At 72.3% G+C, this 23698-nt stretch carries 23 protein-coding genes; 13 read left to right on the plus strand and 10 right to left on the minus strand.

The window, feature by feature from the left end; genetic code table 11:
• Nucleotides 1–65: 65 nt before the first annotated feature.
• The 5 genes from rimO to QOL88_RS29215 all read left to right on the plus strand — a co-directional run bounded on the left by rimO (nt 66) and on the right by QOL88_RS29215 (nt 4161).
• Entirely contained in the window at nt 66–1565 is a 1500-nt protein-coding gene (rimO, locus tag QOL88_RS29195) for a 30S ribosomal protein S12 methylthiotransferase RimO (RefSeq protein ID WP_097221266.1), read from the plus strand.
• Nucleotides 1562–2449 (plus strand): CDP-diacylglycerol--glycerol-3-phosphate 3-phosphatidyltransferase, encoded by an 888-nt coding sequence (gene pgsA, locus QOL88_RS29200; RefSeq protein ID WP_097221268.1) that lies wholly within the window; start codon nt 1562–1564, stop codon nt 2447–2449. The genes rimO and pgsA overlap by 4 nt, the downstream gene beginning before the upstream one ends.
• Nucleotides 2446–2991, plus strand: a complete 546-nt coding sequence (locus tag QOL88_RS29205; RefSeq protein WP_097221270.1) for a CinA family protein — start codon at nt 2446–2448, stop codon at nt 2989–2991. The genes pgsA and QOL88_RS29205 overlap by 4 nt, the downstream gene beginning before the upstream one ends.
• Before the next feature lie 109 nt (nt 2992–3100).
• Entirely contained in the window at nt 3101–3481 is a 381-nt protein-coding gene (locus tag QOL88_RS29210) for a helix-turn-helix domain-containing protein (protein WP_030853394.1), read from the plus strand.
• A gap of 209 nt (nt 3482–3690) precedes the next feature.
• Complete coding sequence (locus QOL88_RS29215) at nt 3691–4161, plus strand: Dps family protein (RefSeq protein ID WP_097221272.1); 471 nt, start codon at nt 3691–3693, stop codon at nt 4159–4161.
• A gap of 371 nt (nt 4162–4532) precedes the next feature.
• Here QOL88_RS29215 and QOL88_RS29225 read toward each other — a convergent pair whose 3' ends face one another.
• From QOL88_RS29225 to QOL88_RS29235, 3 genes are all read right to left on the minus strand, one after another.
• Complete coding sequence (locus QOL88_RS29225; RefSeq protein WP_097221277.1) at nt 4533–5297, minus strand: SDR family NAD(P)-dependent oxidoreductase; 765 nt, start codon at nt 5295–5297, stop codon at nt 4533–4535.
• 32 nt (nt 5298–5329) lie between these two features.
• A complete protein-coding gene (locus tag QOL88_RS29230; protein WP_097221279.1) occupies nt 5330–6151 on the minus strand; it encodes an Fpg/Nei family DNA glycosylase in 822 nt (273 codons plus the stop codon).
• 62 nt (nt 6152–6213) lie between these two features.
• Nucleotides 6214–11127: an ATP-dependent helicase gene (locus tag QOL88_RS29235; RefSeq protein WP_097221281.1), complete on the minus strand. Its 4914-nt coding sequence runs from the start codon at nt 11125–11127 to the stop codon at nt 6214–6216.
• A 285-nt stretch (nt 11128–11412) separates the two neighbouring features.
• On the opposite strand from QOL88_RS29235, the gene QOL88_RS29240 reads away from it, so the two are divergent.
• Genes QOL88_RS29240 through QOL88_RS29250 form a run of 3 tightly spaced genes read left to right on the plus strand, consistent with a single transcriptional unit; the run spans nt 11413 to nt 13300 of the window.
• Nucleotides 11413–12243 (plus strand): AraC family transcriptional regulator, encoded by an 831-nt coding sequence (locus QOL88_RS29240; RefSeq protein ID WP_097221283.1) that lies wholly within the window; start codon nt 11413–11415, stop codon nt 12241–12243.
• 23 nt (nt 12244–12266) lie between these two features.
• Nucleotides 12267–12992, plus strand: coding sequence for an AzlC family ABC transporter permease (locus QOL88_RS29245; RefSeq protein ID WP_097223229.1), 726 nt, complete (start codon nt 12267–12269; stop codon nt 12990–12992).
• On the plus strand, nt 12989–13300 hold the full coding sequence (locus tag QOL88_RS29250; RefSeq protein ID WP_097221284.1) for an AzlD domain-containing protein: 312 nt from the start codon (nt 12989–12991) through the stop codon (nt 13298–13300). Before QOL88_RS29245 ends, QOL88_RS29250 begins: the two co-directional genes overlap by 4 nt.
• Here the strand turns inward: QOL88_RS29250 and QOL88_RS29255 are convergent, their stop codons facing one another.
• On the minus strand, nt 13301–14245 hold the full coding sequence (locus QOL88_RS29255) for a hypothetical protein (RefSeq protein WP_097221285.1): 945 nt from the start codon (nt 14243–14245) through the stop codon (nt 13301–13303).
• 80 nt (nt 14246–14325) lie between these two features.
• Here QOL88_RS29255 and QOL88_RS29260 point away from each other — a divergent pair, with 80 nt between their 5' ends.
• The 5 genes from QOL88_RS29260 to recX all read left to right on the plus strand — a co-directional run bounded on the left by QOL88_RS29260 (nt 14326) and on the right by recX (nt 19013).
• Nucleotides 14326–14520: a DUF3046 domain-containing protein gene (locus QOL88_RS29260; protein ID WP_030853368.1), complete on the plus strand. Its 195-nt coding sequence runs from the start codon at nt 14326–14328 to the stop codon at nt 14518–14520.
• Between the two features lie 365 nt (nt 14521–14885).
• The gene (locus QOL88_RS29265; protein ID WP_097223230.1) at nt 14886–16157 is read left to right on the plus strand and encodes an AI-2E family transporter; all 1272 of its coding nucleotides are present in this window, start codon (nt 14886–14888) and stop codon (nt 16155–16157) included.
• Between the two features lie 269 nt (nt 16158–16426).
• Complete coding sequence (locus tag QOL88_RS29270; RefSeq protein WP_097221286.1) at nt 16427–16831, plus strand: hypothetical protein; 405 nt, start codon at nt 16427–16429, stop codon at nt 16829–16831.
• Between the two features lie 235 nt (nt 16832–17066).
• Nucleotides 17067–18191 (plus strand): recombinase RecA, encoded by a 1125-nt coding sequence (gene recA / locus QOL88_RS29275; RefSeq protein ID WP_097221287.1) that lies wholly within the window; start codon nt 17067–17069, stop codon nt 18189–18191.
• A gap of 3 nt (nt 18192–18194) precedes the next feature.
• Entirely contained in the window at nt 18195–19013 is an 819-nt protein-coding gene (recX, locus tag QOL88_RS29280; RefSeq protein WP_097221288.1) for a recombination regulator RecX, read from the plus strand.
• A gap of 22 nt (nt 19014–19035) precedes the next feature.
• On the opposite strand, the gene QOL88_RS29285 is transcribed toward recX, so the two are convergent.
• The 6 genes from QOL88_RS29285 to QOL88_RS29305 form a co-directional block, all read right to left on the minus strand.
• On the minus strand, nt 19036–19455 hold the full coding sequence (locus QOL88_RS29285) for a rhodanese-like domain-containing protein (RefSeq protein ID WP_257027916.1): 420 nt from the start codon (nt 19453–19455) through the stop codon (nt 19036–19038).
• Nucleotides 19452–19988 (minus strand): cupin domain-containing protein, encoded by a 537-nt coding sequence (locus tag QOL88_RS29290; protein WP_097221289.1) that lies wholly within the window; start codon nt 19986–19988, stop codon nt 19452–19454. Before QOL88_RS29290 ends, QOL88_RS29285 begins: the two co-directional genes overlap by 4 nt.
• 96 nt (nt 19989–20084) lie before the next feature.
• Nucleotides 20085–20246, minus strand: coding sequence for a putative leader peptide (locus QOL88_RS38680; RefSeq protein WP_324605734.1), 162 nt, complete (start codon nt 20244–20246; stop codon nt 20085–20087).
• Between the two features lie 103 nt (nt 20247–20349).
• Nucleotides 20350–21957 carry an FAD-dependent monooxygenase gene (locus QOL88_RS29295; protein WP_097221290.1) on the minus strand — a complete coding sequence of 536 codons (1608 nt, stop codon included), beginning with the start codon at nt 21955–21957 and terminating at the stop codon, nt 20350–20352.
• A gap of 176 nt (nt 21958–22133) precedes the next feature.
• Nucleotides 22134–23027 carry an amino acid ABC transporter permease gene (locus QOL88_RS29300; RefSeq protein WP_097221291.1) on the minus strand — a complete coding sequence of 298 codons (894 nt, stop codon included), beginning with the start codon at nt 23025–23027 and terminating at the stop codon, nt 22134–22136.
• The gene (locus tag QOL88_RS29305) at nt 23024–23689 is read right to left on the minus strand and encodes an amino acid ABC transporter permease (RefSeq protein WP_097221292.1); all 666 of its coding nucleotides are present in this window, start codon (nt 23687–23689) and stop codon (nt 23024–23026) included. The genes QOL88_RS29300 and QOL88_RS29305 overlap by 4 nt, the downstream gene beginning before the upstream one ends.
• Nucleotides 23690–23698: the final 9 nt, after the last annotated feature.

The raw sequence follows: 23698 nt of genomic DNA on the forward strand, positions 1-23698 counted from the left end.
GGTTGGCCGCAAACGGCCAACCCCGTCGACGTGGGGTGTCAGCGGGACGAAGTAGTCTTGAGCCCATGCCTGAACGCCGTACCGTCGCACTGGTCACCCTTGGCTGCGCCCGTAACGAGGTGGACTCGGAGGAGCTCGCAGGCCGTTTGGAGGCGGACGGCTGGCAGCTCGTGGAGGACGCCGAGGAAGCCGATGTCGCCGTCGTGAACACATGCGGCTTCGTCGAAGCCGCCAAGAAGGACTCCGTCGACGCCCTCCTGGAAGCCAACGACCTCAAGGGACACGGCAGAACCCAGGCCGTCGTGGCGGTGGGCTGCATGGCCGAGCGGTACGGCAAGGAACTCGCCGAAGCCCTCCCCGAGGCCGACGGCGTGCTCGGATTCGACGACTACTCGGACATCTCGGACCGCCTCCAGACCATCCTCAACGGCGGCATCCACGCCGCCCACACCCCGCGCGACCGGCGCAAGCTGCTGCCGATCAGCCCGGCGGAGCGTCAGGAGTCGGCGGCCGACGTCGCGCTGCCCGGACACGGCCCGGCCGAGCCCGCCGTCGCGCCGGCGGACCTTCCGGAGGGCCTCGCTCCGGCCTCCGGCCCGCGCGCACCCCTGCGCCGCCGCCTCGACGGCTCCCCGGTCGCCTCCGTGAAGCTCGCCTCCGGCTGCGACCGCCGCTGCTCCTTCTGCGCCATCCCTTCCTTCCGCGGCTCCTTCATCTCCCGTCGCCCGAGCGACGTGCTGAACGAGACGCGCTGGCTCGCCGAGCAGGGCGTGAAGGAGATCATGCTGGTCTCCGAGAACAACACCTCCTACGGCAAGGACCTCGGCGACATCCGCCTGCTGGAGTCGCTGCTGCCCGAGCTCGCCGAGGTCGACGGCATCGAGCGGGTGCGCGTCAGCTACCTCCAGCCGGCCGAGATGCGGCCCGGCCTCATCGACGTGCTCACCTCGACCCCGAAGATCGCTCCCTACTTCGACCTGTCCTTCCAGCACTCCGCGCCCGGCGTGCTGCGCGCGATGCGCCGCTTCGGCGACACCGACCGGTTCCTGGAGCTGCTCGACACCATCCGCGGCAAGGCGCCCGAGGCCGGTGTGCGCTCCAACTTCATCGTCGGCTTCCCCGGCGAGAGCGAGGCCGACCTCGCCGAGCTGGAGCGGTTCCTGAACGGCGCGCGGCTGGACGCCATCGGCGTCTTCGGCTACTCCGACGAGGAAGGCACCGAGGCCGCGACCTACGACGACAAGCTCGACGAGGACGTCGTCGCCGAGCGGCTGGCCCACATCTCGCGACTGGCCGAGGAACTCGTCTCGCAGCGGGCCGAGGAGCGCGTCGGCCAGAGCGTGCGGGTCCTCGTCGAGTCCGTCGACGAGGAGGGCGTGTACGGCCGTGCGGAGCACCAGGCGCCCGAGACGGACGGCCAGGTGCTGCTCACGAGCGGCGCGGGGCTGCGGGTCGGCCGTATGGTCGAGGCGAAGGTGGTCGGCACGGAGGGTGTCGACCTGGTGGCCGAGCCGCTGCAGGGCTCGTTCGCGTCGCCTGCGTGGAGTGAGGAGGCGGGCAGATGACCGGTGTCCCGGCATCCGCGGCGGGAGGCACCTCCGGCGCGCGGAGGGCGGCGGCGGGTGCGGCCGCTGCCGCGTCCACCGCGGCTCCAGGCAAGGTCGCGGGAACAGCGGCCGCGCGGTCGGCCGACGGCGGAGCGCCCGGAGCGGGGCCCGGCACCCCGCCCGGCGGGCGGCATGGCGGGACTTCCGGGGCGGCTGCTGCCGATGAGGCCGTCCCCGGCGAGGACGCCGGACTGGACGCGCAGGACGACGGGAAGACCCCTCGGGGCGCGAAGATCGCTGCCGCCGCCGTCAATCAGGCCAGTGTCTGGAACATCGCCAACCTCCTGACCATGCTCCGGCTGGTCCTCGTACCGGCCTTCGTCGCACTGATGCTCGCCGACGGCGGCTACGACCCGGCGTGGCGGTCCCTGGCCTGGGCGGCGTTCGCCATCGCCATGATCACCGACCTGTTCGACGGTCACCTGGCGCGCACGTACAACCTGGTCACGGACTTCGGGAAGATCGCCGACCCCATCGCCGACAAGGCGATCATGGGGGCGGCGCTGATCTGTCTGTCCGCGCTCGGCGATCTGCCCTGGTGGGTGACCGGCATCATCCTCGGCCGGGAACTCGGCGTCACTCTGCTGCGTTTCCTGGTCATCCGGTACGGCGTCATCCCCGCCAGCCGCGGAGGCAAGCTGAAGACCCTCACCCAGGGCGTGGCCGTGGGCATGTACGTGCTGGCGCTGACGGGGTGGCTGGCCACCCTGAGGTGGTGGGTGATGGCCGCGGCGGTCGTGCTGACCGTGGTGACCGGTCTCGACTATGTGAAACAGGCCATTGTGCTGCGCAGGCAGGGAATCGCCGAGCGCAAGGCCGCGTTGGAGGAGAAGGAAGCGTGAGTTCCACGGCCACCGACGTGGTGCGACTACTCACGGTGAAGGGCGAGACGCTCGCCGTCGCGGAGTCGCTGACCGGTGGCCTCGTTGCGGCGGAGATCACATCCGTCCCCGGGGCATCCAAGGTCTTCCGGGGCTCCGTGACCGCCTACGCCACCGACCTGAAGCATGACCTGCTCGGGGTCGACGCCCCTCTGCTGGCGGCGCGCGGAGCAGTGGATCCGCAGGTCGCGGCCGAGATGGCCGTGGGCGTGCGCAAGGCGCTCGGCACGGACTGGGGCATCGCGACCACCGGTGTCGCCGGCCCCGATCCGCAGGACGGACAGGCCGTCGGCACGGTCTTCGTTGCCGTGGACGGGCCCGTCGGAGCCGATTCCGGTTCTGCCGGCGGCGGAAAAGTGGAGGCTCTGCGGTTGAACGGCGACCGCGCGGAAATTCGTAGAGAGAGTGTACGGAGCGTACTCGCACTGCTCCTGAAGGAGCTTGCGGGCGAACAGACTGGGAATGAGCGGGCACAGGATACGGAACGGAACGGGGGGTTTTGATGTTTGCAGCCCTGAGTGAACACGACATCGCTCCCCGCACGGCCGCGGCGCAAGGCGGTACGGTGGGGCGTAATGGATGCGGCTACGCGGTCCGAGGAGGGAGCCACCGATGATTCTGCTCCGTCGCCTGCTGGGTGACGTGCTGCGTCGGCAGCGCCAGCGCCAGGGCCGTACTCTGCGCGAAGTCTCCTCGTCCGCCCGAGTCTCACTCGGCTATCTCTCCGAGGTGGAGCGGGGGCAGAAGGAGGCTTCCTCCGAGCTGCTCTCCGCCATCTGCGACGCGCTGGACGTACGGATGTCCGAGCTCATGCGGGAAGTGAGCGACGAGCTCGCCCTCGCCGAGCTGGCCCAGTCTGCTGCGGCCACCCCCAGCGAGCCTGTACCCACGGCGGTTCGCCCGATGCTGGGCTCCGTCTCGGTGACCGGTGTGCCACCGGAACGGGTGACCATCAAGGCGCCTGCCGAAGCAGTGGACGTCGTCGCCGCGTGAGGCTCTGCGCTCACACGGCATGACAGAGGCCCCGGCCGGGCCTCTCCGGGAGATCCGGAGGGGTGCCGCCCGGGGTTTTCGCTTGTTCGCGGGTCGGTGTAGTCCTGTCTCCCGCTTGCTCGTGCGGTGTCTGATTTCTGTGCGTTTGCCGGTGTGGCGTGCGGCGGTCATCGTTGAGGGGATGGCGGGGGTATTCCTCGGAGGTGCGGATGTACGTCGTGAAGAGCCCGTTGTCGGACGCGAACCTGAAGACCGTGTCCGAGGCGCTGCAAGGTGCCCTCGTCGATCTGGTGGATCTCGCCCTCGTGGCGAAGCAGATCCACTGGAACGTGGTGGGGCCGCGCTTCCGTTCCGTGCATCTTCAGCTCGACGAGGTCGTCGACACCGCGCGGAAGTACTCCGACACCGTGGCCGAGCGCTCCGCGGCGCTCGGGATCTCCCCTGACGGGCGGGCCGCCACCGTGGCCGTCGGCAGCGGGATCGGGGTGACCCCCGAAGGGTGGGTCGATGACATCACCGCCGTGGGCACGCTCGTCGAAGCGCTCGGTGCGGTGATCGCACGGATGCGGGAGCGGGTCGAGTCGACCGGTGAGCCGGATCCCGTGAGCCAGGACATCTTCATCGGGATCACGGCGGACCTGGAGAAGCACCACTGGATGTTCCAGGCCGAGAACGGGTGACGGAAGAGGGCGTGGGCCCTTTCCCGCTCCAGGACCCCGGAGCGTGTGACGGGCCGGGCGGGGGGTTGTCCCCCGCCCGGCCCGTCACACGGCTGCGCTGCGTGGGCGTCGGCTGGAGGAGGCCGTCATGGCGGGGATAGCGCGCTGGGGGGTGCGTGGGGCCGCGCTCGGGATGGGGGCGCTGTGGTGGTGGGCCGTGCTGCGGCTCGTGACCGTACCCGGGGCGGGGGCCCTGGAGGCCGCGGTCGCGGCCGGGGGCTGGGGGTTGAGCGTGCTGCCCGTGCACTGCGTGCCCAAGGGGCAGGCGCGGGGAGTCGTGAGGGCGGGGCGGTGGCGGCGGATCTGGGCGGCCGGGGTACGGCGGGGCGGTGTCACCACGGCATCGCCACGCCTCCGTTCGGGCGGACGATCTGGCCCGTGGTGAAGGCCGAGGCGTCGGATGCCAGGTGGAGGACGGCGTGCGCGACGTCCTCGGGCTCGCCCACACGGCCCAGGGGTGACATGCGGACCATGACGGATTCCGTGTGCGCCTGGGCCTCGCTGTCGTGCCGGTCGGTCATGGGCGTGCGGATCCAGCCCGGGGCGACCGCGTTGACGCGGATGCCGTGCCGGCCGACCTCCGTCGCGAGGGTCTTCGTCAGCTGCACCACCGCCGCCTTGGCCGCGCCGTAGCAGAGCAGCCCGGGGCCGCCCGTGTCGACGGCGCCCGAGGCCATGGTGACGATGCTGCCCGGGGTGCCGCGGGCGATCATCAGGCGGGCCGCCTCCTGGCAGGCGTACAGGACTCCCTTGAAATTGACGTTCAGCACCCGGTCGAGGTCCTCGTCCCGGGTCTCCAGCACGGGGCTGCTGTGCATGATGCCGGCGACCGCGGCCAGGGCGTCCAGACGCGCGCAGGAGCCGAGGGCCTGCCTCAGCCCGGCCCGGTCGGTGACGTCGAGGGTGTGGGTACGAGCGGTGCCGCCGCCGTCCTTGATCAGGGTCGCCGTCTCGTGCAGGCCCTCGGCGTCACGGTCAGCGCAGTGCACGGTCGCGCCCGCCTCGGCGATCAGAAGCGCCGAGGCGCGGCCGATGCCGCTCGCGGCGCCGGTGACGAACGCGGTGCGGCCGCTGAGGTCGTACGCCGTGACGGGCATACAAGGACCGTACGAGCGTTTCTGACGGATCGTCAATTGGTGCGGCCGCGCCGGGTCGGGGCGGGGGCGGGGCCGGGCTGGCAGGTGGGGCACCAGTAGGTCGGGCGTTCGCGGGAGCCGTCGCCCTGGTCGGCGACGCGGATCGACGTGCGGCAGCGCAGACAGGGACGCGGGGCGCGGCCGTAGACGAAGAGGTCCTGGCCGCGGCGGCCCGTGGTGCTGCGGACGGGGCGGTCGCGGTTGGCCTCCAGCAGCTTCTTGGCGAGCGCCGGCAGCTTCGCGGCCCGGTCGGGGGGCAGGTCGCCGGCCGGGAGCCAGGGGGTGACGCCGAGCAGGAAGCAGATCTCGCTCTTGTAGACATTGCCGACGCCGGCGAGGTTGCGCTGGTCGAGCAGGGCCTCGCCGAGTTCGCGGGCGGGGTCCTGGAGGACGTTGGCGAGGGCGCGGTCGGGGTCCCAGTCCGGGCCGAGGAGGTCGGGGCCCAGGTGGCCGACCGCGCGGTGCTCGTCGCTCGTGCGCAGGAGTTCCAGGACGGGGAGGCGGTAGCCGACGGCCGTGCGGTCGGGGTTGCCGAGGATCGCGCGGATCTGGTGGCCGGGGCCGCCGCTCCAGCGCTGGCCGTTTCCGTACACCTTCCAGGAGCCGTCCATCCGCAGGTGGGAGTGGAGGGTCAGACCGCCCTCGAGGCGGGTGAGGAGGTGCTTGCCGCGCGGGGTGACGTCCAGGACCGCGCGTCCCGTGAGATCGGCCGTGGCGAAGCGGGGCACCCTGAGGTCGCTGCGGGTCAGCACCTTGCCCGCGAGGGCGTCGTGCAACCGCCTCGCGGCCTGCCAGACCGTGTCACCTTCGGGCATGGGTCAAGGGTGGCACGGTCGACGCGTGCTCGGTTGGGGTGGCCGTGGGCGGGTGGTGGTCGTCATGCGCGCAGGCGGAGTCCTCGGGGCGTCGCGATGAAGCCCGCTCCTTCCAGGAGGGTGCCGATGGGGGAGGTCAGGGCTTGTGCGCCGTTGACGCGCTCCACCGTGACCGTGCCGAGCGAGCCGGCGCGGGCGGCCGCGGCGAGGGCTTCGGCGGCGCTGCCCAGGCGGGGGTCGGCGGACGGGTCTTCGTCCGGGTCGGCGGGCCAGGCCAGCAGGGTCTTGCCGCCCCGCTCCATGTAGAGCGTCAGCTCACCATCGACGAGCACCACCAGGGAGCCCGCTTTGCGGCCCGGCTTGTGCCCGGCGCCGGTCGGCGGCTCGGGCCAGGCCAGGGCGGCGCCGTAGGCGTTCGCCGGGTCGGCGGCGGCGAGGACAACGGCCCTGGACGCGCCGTCGGGGCGGTTGCGACGGCCCGCGAACCCCTGGTCGTAGGCTGCGCGCCCGCCGTTCTGCCAGGGCGGGGCGGCCTGCGGGTGGTCGCGGGCCGAGACCCACTCGCCCCGGGACGGATCGGGGGTGGCGAAGGAGGCGTCCAGGTCGGGGAAGCCGTCGGGGCCGGGGTCGCCGGTGTGGTCGTGGAAGGGGGCGGAGTCGTCCGGTCCGGCGAAGTCATGGGCCGGGAACGGGTCGGGTTCGGAGCCGGGCGGCGGGCCGGGCAGGTCCTGGCCGCGGTCGCGGGCGTTGGACACCGCGCGCAGACGGTCCACCGCGCCGTCCATCGCGAACTGCGCGGCGCCGAGGCCCTCCACCACATAGCCGCGGCGGGCCTGGCCGCTCTCCTCGAAGACCGACAGGACGCGGTACATCGCCGAGAAGCCGCCCTCGACACCCTCCGCCGACACCGCGCCCCTGGTGACGACACCGTGCCGGTCGAGGAGGGTGCGGGAGAGGGCGTGGGCCCTGACGGTGGGGTCCGGTTCGTGGGCCGGGAGCAGGGCCCAGCGGCCCGCGACCGTCGGAGGGCCGGAGCGGGACGCCGTGCGGGCCGCGGCCGTCAGGGAGCCGTAGCGGCCGCGCGGCATCGAGCGCTTGGCGCGGTGGGCCGTGGAGCCCGCGGTGCGGCCCGAGCCGAGCAGGGAGCGCATGGGGGTGAGCGTGTCGTTGGTCAGGCGGCCGGACCAGGCCAGGTCCCAAAGGGCGTCGGCCAGGTGGGGATCGGTGGCCTCGGGGTGGGTGGTGGCGCGGACCTGGTCGGCGATCTGCCGGAAGAACAGGCCGTAGCCGCCGGAGAGGGTGTCCAGGACGGACTGGTGCAGGGCAGTCAGCTCCAACGGGTGCGGGGGCGGCAGGAGCAGGGGGGCGGCGTCCGCCAGGTAGAGGGAGACCCAGCCGTCCTTGCCGGGGAGCGAGCCCGCCCCGGCCCAGACCACCTCTCCGGCGGCGGTGAGCTCGTCCAGGATCGCCGGGGTGTAGTTCGCGACCCGGGAGGGCAGCACCAGCTTCTCCAGGGCGGAGGCCGGCACGGACGCGCCCTGCATCTGCTCGATGGCGCGGACCAGACCGTCGATGCCGCGCAGGGAGTGCCCCTTGCCGATGTGCTGCCACTGGGGGAGGAACTGGGCGAGTGCGGCCGGGGGGACCGGCTCCAGTTCGTGGCGCAGGGCGGCCAGGGAGCGGCGGCGCAGCCGTCGCAGAACGGCGGCGTCGCACCACTCCTGGCCGATCCCGGCCGGGTGGAACTCGCCCTGGACGACCCGGCCCGCCGCTGAGAGCCGCTGGAGGGCGCCCTCGGTGACGGCCACGCCCAGACCGAAACGGGCCGCTGCCGTGGTCGAGGTGAACGGGCCGTGGGTGCGGGCGTAGCGCGCGAGGAGGTCACCGAGCGGGTCCTTGACGGGCTCCGTGAAGGCTTCCGGGACTCCGACCGGCAGGGCGGTGCCCAGGGCGTCGCGCAGGCGGCCCGCGTCCTCGATCGCCGCCCAGTGGTCCCTGCCCGCGATCCGGACCCGGATGGCCCGGCGGGTGCCCGCCAGGTCCTGGGCCCACTGCGGTTCGGCGCCCCGCTCGGCCAGTTCCGCGTCCGTGAGCGGGCCGAGGAGGCGGAGGAGGTCCGCGACCCCCTCGGCGTCCTTGACGCGGCGGTCCTCGGTGCGCCACTGGAGCTCCTGCTCCAGCTCCGTCAGCACCTCCGCGTCGAGCAGCTCGCGCAGCTCCGCCTGGCCCAGCAGCTCGGCCAGCAGCCGCGAGTCCAGCGACAGGGCGGCGGCGCGGCGCTCGGCCAGCGGGGAGTCGCCCTCGTACAGGAACTGGGCGACGTAGCCGAAGAGGAGGGAGCGCGCGAAGGGGGAGGGTTCGGGAGTGGTGACCTCGACCAGGCGGACCTTGCGGGACTCCAGGTCGCCCATCAGCTCGACGAGACCGGGCACGTCGAAGACGTCCTGGAGGCACTCGCGGACCGCCTCCAGGACGATCGGGAACGAGCCGAACTCGCTCGCCACCTGCAGCAGCTGCGAGGCACGCTGCCGCTGCTGCCACAGCGGGGTGCGTTTGCCCGGGTTGCGGCGCGGCAGCAGCAGCGCGCGGGCGGCGCACTCGCGGAACCGGGAGGCGAACAGGGCGGAACTGCCCACCTGGTCGGTGACGACCTGATCGACCTCGCCCTTGTCGAAGACGACGTCCGCCGCGCCCACGGGCGCCTGCTCGGCGTCGTACTCCCGGCCCATCTTCACCGGCTCCTGATCCAGCAGGTCCAGGCCCATGAGATCGGCGTCCGGCAGGCGCAGCACGATGCCGTCGTCGGCATGCATGACCTGCGCGTCCATGCCGTACCGCTCGGAGAGCTTGGCGCCCAGCGCGAGCGCCCAGGGGGCGTGCACCTGGGCGCCGAAGGGGGAGTGCACCACCACGCGCCAGTCGCCGAGCTCGTCGCGGAAGCGCTCCACGACGATCGTCCGGTCGTCCGGGATGTGGCCGCAGGCCTCGCGCTGCTCGGCCAGGTAGGAGAGCACGTTGTCCGCGGCCCACGCGTCCAGGCCGGCGGCGAGGAGCCGGAGGCGGGCGTCGTCCTCGGGCAGCGAGCCGACCTCGCGCAGGAACGCGCCCACCGCCCGGCCCAGTTCCAGCGGGCGGCCCAGCTGGTCGCCCTTCCAGAAGGGCAGCCGGCCCGGCACGCCCGGGGCCGGGGAGACCAGGACGCGGTCGCGGGTGATGTCCTCGATGCGCCAGGAGCTGGTGCCGAGCGTAAAGACGTCGCCGACGCGGGACTCGTAGACCATTTCCTCGTCGAGCTCGCCGACCCGGCCGCCACCCTTCTTGGGGTCGGCGCCCGCGAGGAAGACGCCGAAGAGACCGCGGTCGGGGATCGTGCCGCCGGAGGTGACGGCGAGGCGCTGCGCGCCGGGGCGGCCGGTGATCTCACCGGTGACCCGGTCCCACACCACGCGCGGGCGCAGCTCCGCGAACGCGTCGGACGGGTAGCGGCCGGCCAGCATGTCGAGGACCGCCGTGAAGGCCGACTCGGGCAGCGCGGCGAAGGGGGCGGCCCGGCGGACGGCGGCGAGAAGGTCGTCGAACTGCCACGAGTCCAGGGCCGTCATGGCGACCACCTGCTGGGCCAGGACGTCCAGCGGGTTCGCGGGGACCCTGAGGGACTCGATGGAACCGGTGCGCATGCGCTCGGTGACCACCGCCGCCTGCACCAGGTCGCCGCGGTACTTCGGGAAGACCACACCGGTGGACACCGCGCCCACCTGGTGCCCCGCACGGCCCACCCGCTGCAGGCCGGAGGCGACGGAGGGCGGCGACTCGACCTGGACCACCAGGTCCACCGCGCCCATGTCGATGCCCAGCTCGAGGCTGGACGTGGCCACGACCGCGGGCAGCCGTCCCGCCTTGAGGTCCTCCTCGACCAGGGCCCGCTGCTCCTTGGACACCGACCCGTGGTGGGCGCGGGCGATGACCTGGGGGGCGCCCTGGGCCGCTCCCGAGCCGCCCATGAGCTCGGCGGGGGAGTGGTGCTCGTCGAGGGGCTCGCCCGTGGCCCGTTCGTACGCGATCTCGTTCAGGCGGTTGCAGAGGCGCTCCGCGAGGCGGCGGGAGTTCGCGAAGACGATCGTGGAGCGGTGGGACTGGACGAGGTCGGCGATCCTCTCCTCCACGTGCGGCCAGATGGAGGGACGCTCCGCGCCCTCCTGGCCGTCCGCCACCGGGGAGCCGCCCAGCTCGCCCAGATCCTCGACCGGGACGACCACGGACAGGTCGAACTCCTTGCCCGACTCCGGCTGGACGATCTCCACCTTGCGGCGCGGCGAGAGGTACCGGGCCACCTCGTCCACCGGTCGGACCGTCGCGGAGAGGCCGATGCGGCGGGCCGGCTTCGGCAGGAGGTCGTCCAGCCGCTCCAGCGAGAGGGCGAGGTGGGCGCCGCGCTTGGTGCCGGCGACCGCGTGCACCTCGTCGAGGATCACCGTGTCGATGCCGGTCAGGGCGTCGCGGGTGGCCGAGGTCAGCATCAGGAACAGCGACTCGGGCGTCGTGATCAGGATGTCCGGCGGGCGGGTGGACAGCGCGCGGCGCTCGGCGGCCGGGGTGTCGCCGGAGCGGATGCCCACCTTGACCTCGGGCTCGGGCAGACCGAGGCGCACCGACTCCTGGCGGATGCCGGTCAGCGGGCTGCGCAGGTTGCGCTCGACGTCCACCGCCAGGGCCTTCAGCGGGGAGACGTACAGGACGCGGCAGCGCTTCTTGGGGTCGGCCGGGGGAGGTGCGGAGGCCAGCTGGTCCAGGGCGGCCAAGAAGGCTGCCAGGGTCTTTCCGGAGCCGGTGGGGGCGACGACCAGTACGTCCGAACCCTCGTGGATGGCCTGCCACGCACCGGCCTGGGCCGAGGTGGGCGCGGAGAAGGCACCCGTGAACCAGGCGCGGGTCGCGGGTGAGAAGCCGTCCAGGGCTCGGTGCGCATTGCTGGGCATGCGTCCATCGTGCACCTCGCCACTGACAACGGTGCTTCGCCGCCTTGTCACCCGGGGTGCGCGCCGGGATAGGGCGGGGCGGCCCCGGCCTTCGAGCGTGTGCGCCGGGGGTGGCCCTGGCCTTCGGCGGTGCGCGCAGGGGGTGAGGTGGGGGGCCTGGCCTTCGGAGGTGTGCTCCGAGGGGACGAGGTGGGGGCGGCCCCCGGCCTTCTGGGGTGTGCTCCGAGGGACGAGGTGGGGGCCCCGGCCTTCTGGGGTGCTCCGTCGTCCGCCGACAATGGTCGTATGAACGAGCGCGCACGGCACTGGCAGTACGACGAGCTGCCCGGAGTCGATCTGCTGCGGGCCCGGTACGTGCGCAAGACGTTCGTGCGGCACACGCACGAGAACTTCGTGATCGCCGCCATCGCCGACGGGGTGGAGGTCTTCCACCACGGAGGGGGCGACCAGTACGCGGGGGCAGGGGCCCTCGCACTGGTGAATCCCGATACACCGCACACCGGGCGGGCCGGGGTGCCCGAAGGGTGGCGGTACGGAGCCGTGTACCCGCCGGCCGACGTGGTGGCGGAGATCGCGGCCGAGACGACGACGCTGCGCGGAACACCGGGGTTCGTCAGCCCGGTGATGGACGATCCCTACGCCGCCGGGCTGGTGCACCAGGTGCTGCGGGCCGCCGACGAGGGCAACGCCCTGGCCGCGGACACACTGCTGCGGGTGGCGGTGACCAGGCTGCTGCGGCTGAACGGCGGACCCATGCCTCGGCGGGAGGTGCGCACCGCGGGAGCCCGGATCGCGGCACGCGCGCGTGGCGTGCTGGAGGAGCGCATGGCACGGCCGCCGACCCTGGACCGGCTGGCGGCCGATCTCGGGACCAGCCCGTTCGCCCTGCTGCGGGCCTTCCGGGACACCTACGGCATGCCACCGCACGCCTGGCTCACCGACGCGCGCGTACGCCGGGCGCGACGGCTGCTGGACACCGGGACGACTCCCTCCGAGGCCGCCGTGACCGTCGGATTCACCGACCAGCCGCACCTCAACCGGCACTTCAGCCGGATGGTCGGTGTGCCTCCGGGGGCGTACCAGCGGGAGCGCAAGAACGTACAAGACCTGGGGTAGCCGGGGCCCGTAGCGTGCGGGGCGTGGCAGATCGGACAGCTCTCGAAGACGCAGACATCGGTGTGAAGACGGACCGGGCCGTCGTACGCGACGCCCTAGGAGTCGGGGTGGCCGTCGGGCTGTCCGGGTTCGCCTTCGGAGTGACCTCGGCCGGCGGCGGACTCACGCTGCTGCAGACGTGCGCGCTCAGTCTCCTGGTGTTCACCGGCGCGTCCCAGTTCGCCCTTGTGGGGGCCCTCGCCGCCGGGGGCAGCCCGTTCACCGCCGCGGCCGGGGCCTTCTTCCTGGGCGTGCGGAACGCCTTCTACGGCTTGCGCCTGTCGCAACTGCTCGCACTCCCGCGCGCGGTGCGGCCGTTCGCCGCCCAGTGGGTGATCGACGAGACCGCCGCCGTCGCACTCGCCCAGCCCACACGCCGCACCGCACGGCTCGGGTTCGTCGTGACCGGGCTGAGCCTGTACCTCCTGTGGAACCTCACCACGCTGCTCGGCGCCCTGGGCGCCGAGGCCATCGGGGACACGGACGCGTGGGGCCTGGATGCCGCCGGGCCCGCGGTGTTTCTGGCGCTGCTCGCGCCGATGCTGAAGACCGGCACCGAGCGGGCCGTCGCCGGGCTCGCCGTGCTGCTGGGGCTCGGGCTGCTGCCCGTGCTGCCCGCCGGGGTGCCGGTGCTGCTGGCCGCCCTGGCGGCGCCGGCCGTGCTGTGGGCGGACGGCCGGCGCCGCGGGGGACAGGCGGACGCGCGGTGAACGTCTGGATCGCGATCGGGGCGACCGTCCTCGGCTGCTACGCCGTCAAGCTGGCCGGGCTCCTGGTGCCCGCAGGGGCCCTGGAGCGGCCCGTCGTCAAGCGCCTCGCCGCGCTGCTGCCCGTCGCGCTGCTCGCGGCCCTCACGGCCCAGCAGACCTTCGCCGACGGCCAGACGCTGGTGCTGGACGCGCGGGCCGCCGGACTCGCCGCCGCGGCCATGGCGCTGCTGCTGCGCGCCCCGTTCCTGCTCGTCGTCGCCGCCGCCGTCGTGGTGACCGCGGGGGCGCGGGCCATGGGAGCGGGATGATCAGTCGATGACCCTGCCGTAGGCGTGGAGCACCCGTAGGGCCTCGATCGTCACGAGCGGGCGGGCCTCCAGGGCGGGGGCCGGGGCCCAGTGACGCCACCGGACGGGCCAGCCGCCGTCCTCCTGCTGCTGGGCCGCGAGGTGGTCCAGGGAGCGGGCCACCTCGTCGTCCGTGAACCACGCGCGCGCGAGTGAGCGCGGCGTCCGCGCGTAGTCGTACGGGAAGTGGTGCTCCCCCGGGGCGTAGCCGGGGGACACCGGATACGCGTCGAGGCCGTCAGGGTCCAGGGCCGCGAGGCGGTGTTCGCGGACCAGGCGGCCGAGACGGCCGGCGGCCGCCTCCGCGCGCGGGCGATCGGGGGCGGAGTCCAGGAAGGTCACGGCGGCCTCGATCTCGTACGGATGCGACTTCTCCAGGGACTCGACCGCCCGCCAGCAGAAGTCCGTGGCCCGGAAGAGCCAGGCGTGCCACACCTCGTTGCGGTGCAGCAGCCCCACCACCGGCCCGGTGGCCAGGAGGTCGCTGGGCGGATCGTCCACCACCGGCACGAAGGGGGCCGTGGGGTAGTCGCGCTGGCTGGGGTGGATCGCCGGGAGGGCGCCGTCTGACGTGGAGACGGACGTCAGGTAGCGGCAGATGCGTTCCACGCGCTGGCCGGCGCAGCGTCCGACCGCGTCCAGGACGCGCAGCGCGTGCGCGGTGTGCAACGGCTGGCTGACCGGACCGCGCAGATCCGGCTCCAGCGCGTGGCCGTACCCGCCGTCCTCGTTGCGGTAGGCATCCAGGGCGGTCTCCACCGGGTCGGCGGCGGCGCCCCGGAAGTGGTGGGCGAAGCGGCGCTGCTCGAGCACGCGCGCGGTGAGCCAGACGAAACGCTCCGCGCGCGTGACGGGGCTGTGCGGCGGGGGCGTCGGGGGGAATTCGGTAGCTCCTGTTTCGGCCATGGGTCAGACCGTAGGGCGCGAAGCGGCGCCGGCAGGCGGTCCCGGCCCAGGCCCACCCCCAGGGGCGGGATACTGGGGTCATGCGGTTGACGGTCTTCTGGCAGCGGATGGCGGAGCACTTCGGTCCTGGTTACGCCGAAATGTTCGCGCGCGACCACGTGATGTCCGAGCTCGGCGGACGCACGGTGCACGAGGCCCTGGCGGCCGGCTGGGACGCCAAGGAGGTCTGGCAGGTGGTCTGCTCGGTGATGGACGTGCCGCGGGAGAGGCGCTGACCGGCTGACGGTTGCCGATGAGCAGCGGTGACCGCCGGGCGGCGGGGGCGGGCTGCGTGGGCGACTGTCGGGCGGTGGGGCGGGCGGCTTCGGCAGCCACCGGCCGGTTGGCGCGGACGGCTTCGGCGGCCATCGGCCGGTTGGCGCGGACGGCTTCGGCGGCCATCGGCCGGTTGGCGCGGACGGCTCTGGTGGCCATCGGCCTGATCGGCCGGACGGCCGGCCCTGGTGACCGGCGACTGACCGGGCCGTACAGTCTTGGCGACCACCGGCCTGACCAGTCGACCGGCCTCGGACATCGCCGCCCGGTCACGAAGATCGCAGCCGGGCAGACGCCTGTCGGTGGCGTGGGCGAGACTTGGACCGTGGCACCCACTGACGAGACCGGGCAGGCAGCTCAGCAGTCCTCCGCTTCCGGCACGACGCCGCCCGTCCGGCCCCCGGTCGGCGGGGTCGGGACGAACGGCCGCATGCCGCGCTGGCTGCCGCGCGCCATGGTGCTCGCGCTCGCTCTCGTCGCCGCGTTCCAGCTGGGCAGCTGGGCCTTCCACCAGCTCACCGGCCTGCTGATCAACATCCTCATCGCGTTCTTCCTGGCGCTCGCCATAGAACCCGCGGTGAGCTGGATGGCCTCACGCGGCATGCGCAGGGGGCTGGCCGCGTTCATCGTCTTCATCGGCGTGATGATCGTGTCGGCCGGCTTCGTCACCCTGCTCGGTTCCGTCCTCGCGGACCAGATCATCAAGCTGATCGAGGGTTTCCCGGAGTACCTCGACTCCGTCATCAACTGGATCAACACGCACTTCAAGACCGACCTGAAGCGCGTCGACATCCAGGAGGGCCTGCTCCGCTCCGACTGGCTGCGCAACTACGTCCAGAACAGCGCCACCGGCGTCCTGGACGTGTCAGCCCAGGTCATCGGTGGCCTCTTCCAGCTGCTCACGATCGCCCTGTTCTCGTTCTACTTCGCCGCGGACGGCCCCCGGCTGCGGCGCGCGATCTGCTCGGTCCTGCCGCCCGCCCGCCAGGCCGAGGTGCTGCGCGCGTGGGAGATCGCCGTGAACAAGACCGGCGGCTACATCTACTCCCGCGGCCTGATGGCACTGATCTCCGGTGTGGCGCACTTCGTCCTGTTGCAGGCCCTGGACGTGCCCTACGCGCCCGTGCTCGCCGTGTGGGTGGGCCTGGTGTCGCAGTTCATCCCCACCATCGGCACGTACCTCGCGGGCGCCCTGCCCATGCTGATCGCCTTCACGGTCGATCCCTGGTACGCGCTGTGGGTCCTGATCTTCGTGGTGATCTACCAGCAGTTCGAGAACTACGTGCTGCAGCCCAAGCTGACCTCCAAGACCGTCGACATCCACCCCGCCGTCGCCTTCGGCTCGGTCATCGCCGGCACCGCCCTCCTCGGCGCCGTCGGCGCGCTGATCGCCATCCCCGCCATCGCCACGCTCCAGGCGTTCCTGGGGGCGTACGTGAAGCGCTACGACGTCACGGACGATCCCCGGGTGCACGGCCATCGCCGACGGGGGGAGGGGCCGGGCCTGCTCACGCGTGCGAGGGCCTTGTGGGCGCGGCGGCCGGGGGCGGAACGGCCCGGAGACGGGGGCTCCGGGGCCGGGGAGCACTCCTCCTGAGAGGTGCGAGCTGAAAGGCCCGGCTGAGAGGTCCGAGAGCTCAGGCTCCTAGGGCGTCGGAGCCATCAGGCTCCTACGGCGTCGCCACCGTCAGACGACTTCGCCGCTCGTCGGGCGGGATGAGCCCGTCCGGCAGTGTCCGGTCGTCGAGCAGACCGCGCACCAGGTCGGCGTGCTCGGCGAAGCCGGCCCGGCAGAGTGCGCGTTCCGGGTCGTCGCGGTCGCTGCCCAGGAACCGGATCGCCTGCTCGCTGCCGTCCGTCGACGGGATGCGAGAGCTCCGCGACGACCAGCAGGACCTCGACCAGCTCGGCCCGCACCGGCACGGCCGGATCGGCGGCGAGACGGAGTCGGACGGCCGGATCGGCGGCGAGACAGATCAGGAACGGCAGGGCCGTCGGCATGGCCGGACCCATGCTGAAGGGGCTGTCCATCAGGACGATGCAGAGCACCCGCTCGGCCTCCCGAGCCGCGACCGGATCGAGCAGGCCGCGCAGGAGGGCCGGGACCCCGGCGGGGCACTCGGGGAAGTCGGTCCAGGCGATGTCGTCGCAGCCGCACAGCTCGGGGGATCCGATTCGGCCCGCGATGCCGGCCTGGACTCCTGGAGGAGCCGTGCGACGGCGGCTTCCTTGCCCGCCGCGGTGATCCGGCACATCCGTCTCTCCCCCTGAGTGCGCGCCGTCGCGATCAGGGTAGGCGGGGCCGCGTGGTGCGCTTGACACAAAAATCGAACATCCATTCTCATGGAGGCACCGGCGAAGCTCAACGAAGGGCATTTCGACGTACTTTGGGTAGAGAAATGCCCGAGTTATCCACAGGCCGGACGTGCGTCGGGGCGCGTTGTCAGTGGCAGGCGTTAGCGTCTTTGACGTGAAGCGATCGACTCAAGCAAATCGGGTGGAACCCATGGCAGGAACCGACCGCGAGAAGGCCCTGGATGCCGCGCTCGCACAGATTGAACGGCAATTCGGCAAGGGCGCGGTCATGCGCATGGGTGACCGGGTCAACGAGCCCATTGAGGTCATCCCGACCGGGTCCACCGCCCTCGACGTGGCCCTCGGCGTGGGCGGCCTGCCGCGCGGCCGCGTCGTCGAGGTCTACGGACCGGAGTCCTCCGGTAAGACCACCCTGACCCTGCACGCGGTGGCGAACGCGCAGAAGGCCGGCGGTCAGGTCGCCTTCGTCGACGCGGAGCACGCACTCGACCCCGAGTATGCGAAGAAGCTCGGCGTCGACATCGACAACCTCATCCTCTCCCAGCCGGACAACGGCGAGCAGGCCCTGGAGATCGTGGACATGCTGGTCCGCTCCGGTGCCCTCGACCTCATCGTCATCGACTCCGTCGCCGCGCTCGTCCCGCGCGCGGAGATCGAGGGCGAGATGGGCGACAGCCACGTCGGTCTGCAGGCCCGTCTGATGAGCCAGGCCCTGCGGAAGATCACCAGCGCGCTCAACCAGTCCAAGACCACCGCGATCTTCATCAACCAGCTCCGCGAGAAGATCGGCGTGATGTTCGGCTCCCCGGAGACCACGACCGGTGGCCGGGCGCTGAAGTTCTACGCCTCGGTGCGCATCGACATCCGCCGCATCGAGACCCTGAAGGACGGCACGGAGGCGGTCGGTAACCGCACCCGCTGCAAGGTCGTCAAGAACAAGGTCGCGCCGCCCTTCAAGCAGGCCGAGTTCGACATCCTCTACGGCCAGGGCATCAGCCGCGAGGGCGGCCTGATCGACATGGGCGTGGAGCACGGCTTCGTCCGCAAGGCCGGCGCCTGGTACACGTACGAGGGCGACCAGCTCGGCCAGGGCAAGGAGAACGCGCGCAACTTCCTGAAGGACAACCCCGACCTGGCCAACGAGATCGAGAAGAAGATCAAGGAGAAGCTGGGCGTCGGTGTGCGTCCCGAGGAGCCGGCCGCCGAGCCGGGCACGGACGCCGTGGTCTCCGCACCGGCCGACGCGGCCCCGGCTGTCCCCGCCCCGGCGGCGGCCAAGACCGCCAAGTCCAAGGCCGCCGCAGCCAAGAGCTGATCCGTGACACGGCGAACCGACTGGGCGGAGTACGAGTACGCCGCCTCCGGTGCCCCACGGGGGAGGGGCACCGGAGGCGACACGGGCTCAGCCGTGGACGGGGTGGAAGGCCCCGGGGGCATGCCGTACGAGGGCGACGGGCTGCACGAGGACGCGGACGATCCCGGGCCGCACGGGGGCGGCCCATCCAGAGGCGGCTCGCGTGACGGCGGGCCGCGTGGCAGGCGCGGTCGACGTCGGCGTGGCTTCGGCGAGGCGGCGGCTGACATCGAGGACGGAGGTGCCCCCTCCTCGTCGAGGGCCGAGCAGGAGGCACCTCCAGGGGACCCGGTCGAGCGGGCTCGGGCGATCTGCCTGCGCCTGCTCACCGGGACCCCGCGGACCCGCAAGCAACTCGCCGACGCCCTGCGCAAACGGCAGATTCCGGACGACGCCGCCGAGGAGGTGCTGTCGCGGTTCGAAGAGGTCGGCCTCATCAACGACGGTGCTTTCGCCGACGCCTGGGTGGAATCCCGCCACCACGGCAGAGGGCTGGCCCGGCGCGCGCTCGCCCGGGAGCTTCGCACCAAGGGCGTCGACTCCACGCTGATCGACGAGGCCGTCTCCCAGCTCGACTCCGAGCAGGAAGAGGAGACCGCGCGTGAGCTCGTCGCACGCAAGCTCCGCTCCACCCGCGGACTGGACCGCGACAAACGCCTCCGGCGCCTCGCGGGCATGCTCGCCCGCAAGGGCTACCCCGAGGGCATGGCCCTGAGGGTGGTGCGGCAAGCGCTGGAGGATGAAGGGGAGGACACGGAGTTTCTCGGGGAGGAGGGGTTCTGAGGGCGCGTAGGGCACCCGGAGCTCACTCCACCGGCAATCCCGCGCCGCGCCAAGCCTGGAATCCCCCGATCAGGTCCGTGGCCCGGCGCAGGCCCAGCTGGTGCAAGGACTGGGCCGCCAGGCTGGACGCGTAGCCCTCGTTGCAGATCACGACGATACGCAGGGCGTGGCTCGTGGCCTCGGGGAGGCGGTGGCTGCCCTGGGGGTCGAGGCGCCATTCCAGTTCGTTGCGCTCGACGACGTGGGCGCCGGGGATGAGGCCGTCGCGTTCACGCAGGGCGGCGTAGCGGATGTCGACCAGGAGCGCGTCGCCGGCCTGGGCAGCCTCGTAGGCCTTCCGCGCTTCGATCCGCTCATAGCCCGCCCGGATGCGCTCCAGCAACTCGTCAATGCCGACGGGGGGTTGAGGGGCGCTGCCTGCCGGTCCGGATGTGGTGCTCACTGCCAGTCCTCCGGTCGTTCGACCTGCTCGAGCCGCAGGACCGGACCGCTGCGGCTGTAGCGGCGGATCTGCGGCAGGGGCGGGTAGTAGGCGTGGACGGAGATCGCGTGCCGGTCGGGCGACTCGTTGAGCACCTCGTGGACATGGTGCCGGCCGAAGGCGCGGCCCTGGCCGGCCCGCAGCCGGCGCTCCCGGTCCACGTCCCCGGCGAGTTCGAGGGTCTTCCACCCGTCGGTGGGCAGCCGCGCGGCGAGGGAGTTCTCCTTGAGTTCGCCCGACGCGGTCAGGAAGGCACCGACCGAGTCGGCGTGGTCGTGCCAGCCGGTGCCCGTGCCGGGCGGCCAGCCGATCAGCCAGGCCTCGCTGCCGCCGGGCCCGTCCAGCCGCACCCATGTGCGGCCCTCCGGGTCGAGTGGCAGGGAGTCGATCAGCTCGGTGTCGGCGGCGGTGCGCCGGACGAAGTCGTAGAGGTCCGCCTGAGTGGGAGCCGGACCGGTCGAGACCGAAGGGGTCGCAGAAGGGGATACAGACACGGGTGCCGTCCTGAAGGTCCTGGTGAGGGTTCGCGAGCAAGGCGCGGCAGCCGGCAGACAGAGCGCGGCGCGCGCGGAGGCGAGGGGAATGCGAAGTCAGCAGGACGGGCGACACACGCAGCCCGCATAGCGGAGGAGGTCCATATGGACCCTCCGCCACAGGCGCACACAGGTGTCGGTCACGCACCGGAGTACACCATGGCCGCCCGGGCGGGTCAACTCACTGTCACCATGCGGACGCACCGTGACAGTGAGCACATCGTCGCGGCGCCGGCCTTCAGCGTGAACCGGCCGAAGCGCCGGCCTCAGCGTGAACCGGCCGAAGCGCCGGCCTCAGCGGGAACCGGCCGAAGCGCCGGCCTCAGCGGGAACCGGCCGAAGCACCAGCCTCCGCCTGCGCTTTCACCGGCCCGCCGACCGTGGCCTGCGCCGCCGCGTACAGATCGGCCGGGCGCACCCCGCTCAGCGCGGTCACGAGGTGCCCGTCCGGGCGCACCAGCAGCACCGTGTGCGCGGCCGCACCCGGATACCTCTCGGCGACGAGCAACTCGGCCGGGTGCGGAAGTGCCGCGACCGCCGCCGCGAGCTGCGGCATGATGCCCGCGCTGACCCAGTGCTTGCGCTCCCAGACACCCGTGCCCGGCGCGATCAGCACCACGAGCAGCGCACCGCGGCCGAGCCGGTCCCGCAGCCGTACGAAGGTGCCGTCCTCCGCGGTGACCCGTACATCGGTGACCGGTGTGCCGAGCGGCGTGTCGACCGGCACCTCCCCTTCGAGGCGTTGGGGCGCGAGCGGCGAGTCGGCATACGTCCCCGGCGCGCCGAGCTGGCCCTGCCCCAAGTGACCCTCCGTGAGGAGAGCGTCGTGGCCCCGGGACGAGCCGGGGACGACGGAGCGCAGCCCTCCGCCACCACGCAGCAGCGGCAGCGCCTGGTCGGCCGCGCGGAGCCGGGCGGCGACGACCGCCCGCCGTTCCGTCTGGTAACTGTCGAGGAGAACCTCGTGCGGCCCGTGGTGCCAGGCCAGGGCCAGTTTCCAGGCGAGGTTGTCGGCGTCCCGCAGGCCCTCGTCCAGACCGTGCGTGCCCAGCGCGCCGAGCAGGTGGGCGGCGTCCCCGGCGAGGAACACGCGGTCGGCGCGCCAGCGACGCGCCAGCCGGTGGTGGACGGTGTGGACACCGGTGTCCAGCAGCTCGTACGGCGGGACCGTGCCGCCCGCCCAGCCGGCCAGGGTCTCCCGGATGCGGGTGAGCAGCAGTTCGGGGGTGACCAGGTCCTTGCCGGGCGGCAGCAGCCAGTCCAGACGCCAGACGCCGTCCGGCAGCGGGCGCGCGGTGACCTCGCCGGCCGAGGGGCCGGACATGCGCCAGGGCGGCAGGCGGTGCAGCAACGCCTCGTCGTGCCAGGGCAGTTCCGTACGGAGCGCGGCGACGGCGTGACGTTCCACCGCCGTACGGCCCGGGAAGCGGATGTCCTGGATCTTGCGCACGGTCGAGCGGGGGCCGTCGCAGCCCACCAGGTAACTGCCTCGCCACCACGTGCCCTTGGAGCCGCGGGTGTGAGCCGTGACACCGGAGGACTCCTGTTCGAGGCCGTCGAGGCGGCTCTCCACCGCGACCTTGACGAGCCGCTCGTCCGCGAGGGCCGCGCGCAGGGCGCCGGTCAGCACGTGCTGGGCGATGTGCACGGGGGCGGGTTCGGCGCCGTCGAAGACGATCTCGCGCATCACCTGCTTGCGCCGCATCGACCGCCATCCGGCCCAGTGCGCACCGGCCCGGGCGAGGGGCATGCCGGTCAGCCGTTCCACCAGGGCGGCGGTGTCCTCGCGCAGGACGACGGTGCGCGCCGCGCGGGGTTCGTCCTTGCCCGGGCCCTCGTCGAGGATGACGCACGGCACCTCCTGACGCGCCAGCGCCAGGGCGAGCGTGAGCCCGACGGGCCCCGCTCCGACGATGATCACCGGGTCCACGGCGAGGCGCCCCCTGCCCGCGGTGGTGTCCTGAGAGACGTAGGTGAACAGGAAGTTGGAGCAGGGTGCACGATCACAGAACGTATGCAACCCATTGCCGGTGCTTGCGTCAAGTGACCAGGGGCAGTGGCGATCATGCCACTGCCCCTGAGTGTGTCACGTGCGGTGACCGGGTGTCAGATGGTGCCTCCGGCGCCCGTCCCGGCCGTACCGGCGATCTCCGCGTCGTTCGGGCCCACGACCGCGCCTGTCGACTTCTTGGCACGCCGCAGTCGGCGCTCCAGCCAGCTCGCGAACGAGGTGAGGGCGAAGTTGAGCGCGATGAAGATGAGGGCCACGACCGTGAAGCTGGCGATGACGTTGGCGCCGTAGTAGCCGCTCATGGTGTTCGCTGCGGAGAGCAGCTCGGAGTAGGTGAGGACGGCGCCGCCGAGCGCGGTGTCCTTCACGATGACGACGAGCTGGCTCACGATGGCCGGGAGCATCGCGGTGACGGCCTGGGGGAGCAGGATCAGGCGCATCAGCTGGCCCTTGCGCAGGCCGATCGCCATCGCCGCTTCGGACTGGCCCTTGGGCAGGGACAGGATGCCCGCCCGGACGATCTCCGCCAGGACGGAGGCGTTGTACAGCACCAGGCCGGTGACGACCGCGTAGAGCGGACGGTCGTCGGAGCTGACGTTGGTGTATTCGGCGAACAGCGCGAGGCCGAAGATCATCAGCACCAGCACGGGGATGGAGCGGAAGAACTCCACCACGACCGCGGCCGGCACCCTGACCCATGCGTGGTCCGACAGACGGGCGATGCCGAGGACCGCGCCCAGCGGCATCGCGATGATCACCGCCAGGGCGGCTGCCTTCAAGGTGTTCTGCAGTCCCGGCCAGATGTACGTGGACCAGGCCTCGGTGTGGAAGAACGGCTCCCACAGAGGCCATTCCAGCTGGCCCTTGTCCTTGAGGGTCCCGAACACCCACCACAGCAGAGCGGCGACGGCGACCAGGAAGACCACCGTGAGGACGACGTTGCGGCGCTTGGCGCGGGGCCCCTGCGCGTCGTACAGGACGGAGCTCATCGCTTCACCGCCACCTTCTTGCCCACCCAGCCGAGGAACAGGCCGGTCGGCAGCGTCAGGACCACGAAACCGAACGCGATGATCGCCGAGATCAGCAGCAGCTGCGCCTCGTTCTCGATCATCTCCTTCATCAGTACCGCCGCTTCGGCGACACCGATGGCAGCGGCCACCGTGGTGTTCTTGATGAGGGCGATCAGCACGTTCGCCAGCGGCACGACGGACGACCGGAAGGCCTGTGGCAGCACGACCAGACCCAGCACCTGGTTGAAGTTGAGACCGATCGCGCGCGCCGCTTCCGCCTGCCCGACCGGCACCGTGTTGATACCGGAGCGCAGCGCCTCGCAGACGAAGGACGAGGTGTAGAGAATCAGGCCCAGGACGGCGAGCCGGAAGTTGATCGTCTCGACGTCGTTCGCGCCGAGGGAGACTCCCAACGTCTGGTTCAGGCCCAGCGACGTGAACAGGATGATGACGGTCAACGGGATGTTGCGCACGATGTTCACGTACGCGGTCCCGAAGCCGCGCATCAGCGGCACCGGGCCGACGCGCATGGCGGCCAGCAAAGTGCCCCAGATCAGGGAGCCGACGGCGGAGAGCACAGCGAGCTGCACTGTCGTCCAGAAGGCTCCCAGCAGGTCGTAATCCTCAAGAAAGTCGAACACGATCTCCCG

The sequence above is a fragment of the Streptomyces sp. Ag82_O1-12 genome, from assembly GCF_900182715.1.
GTDB classification, from domain to species: Bacteria; Actinomycetota; Actinomycetes; order Streptomycetales; family Streptomycetaceae; genus Streptomyces; species Streptomyces massasporeus.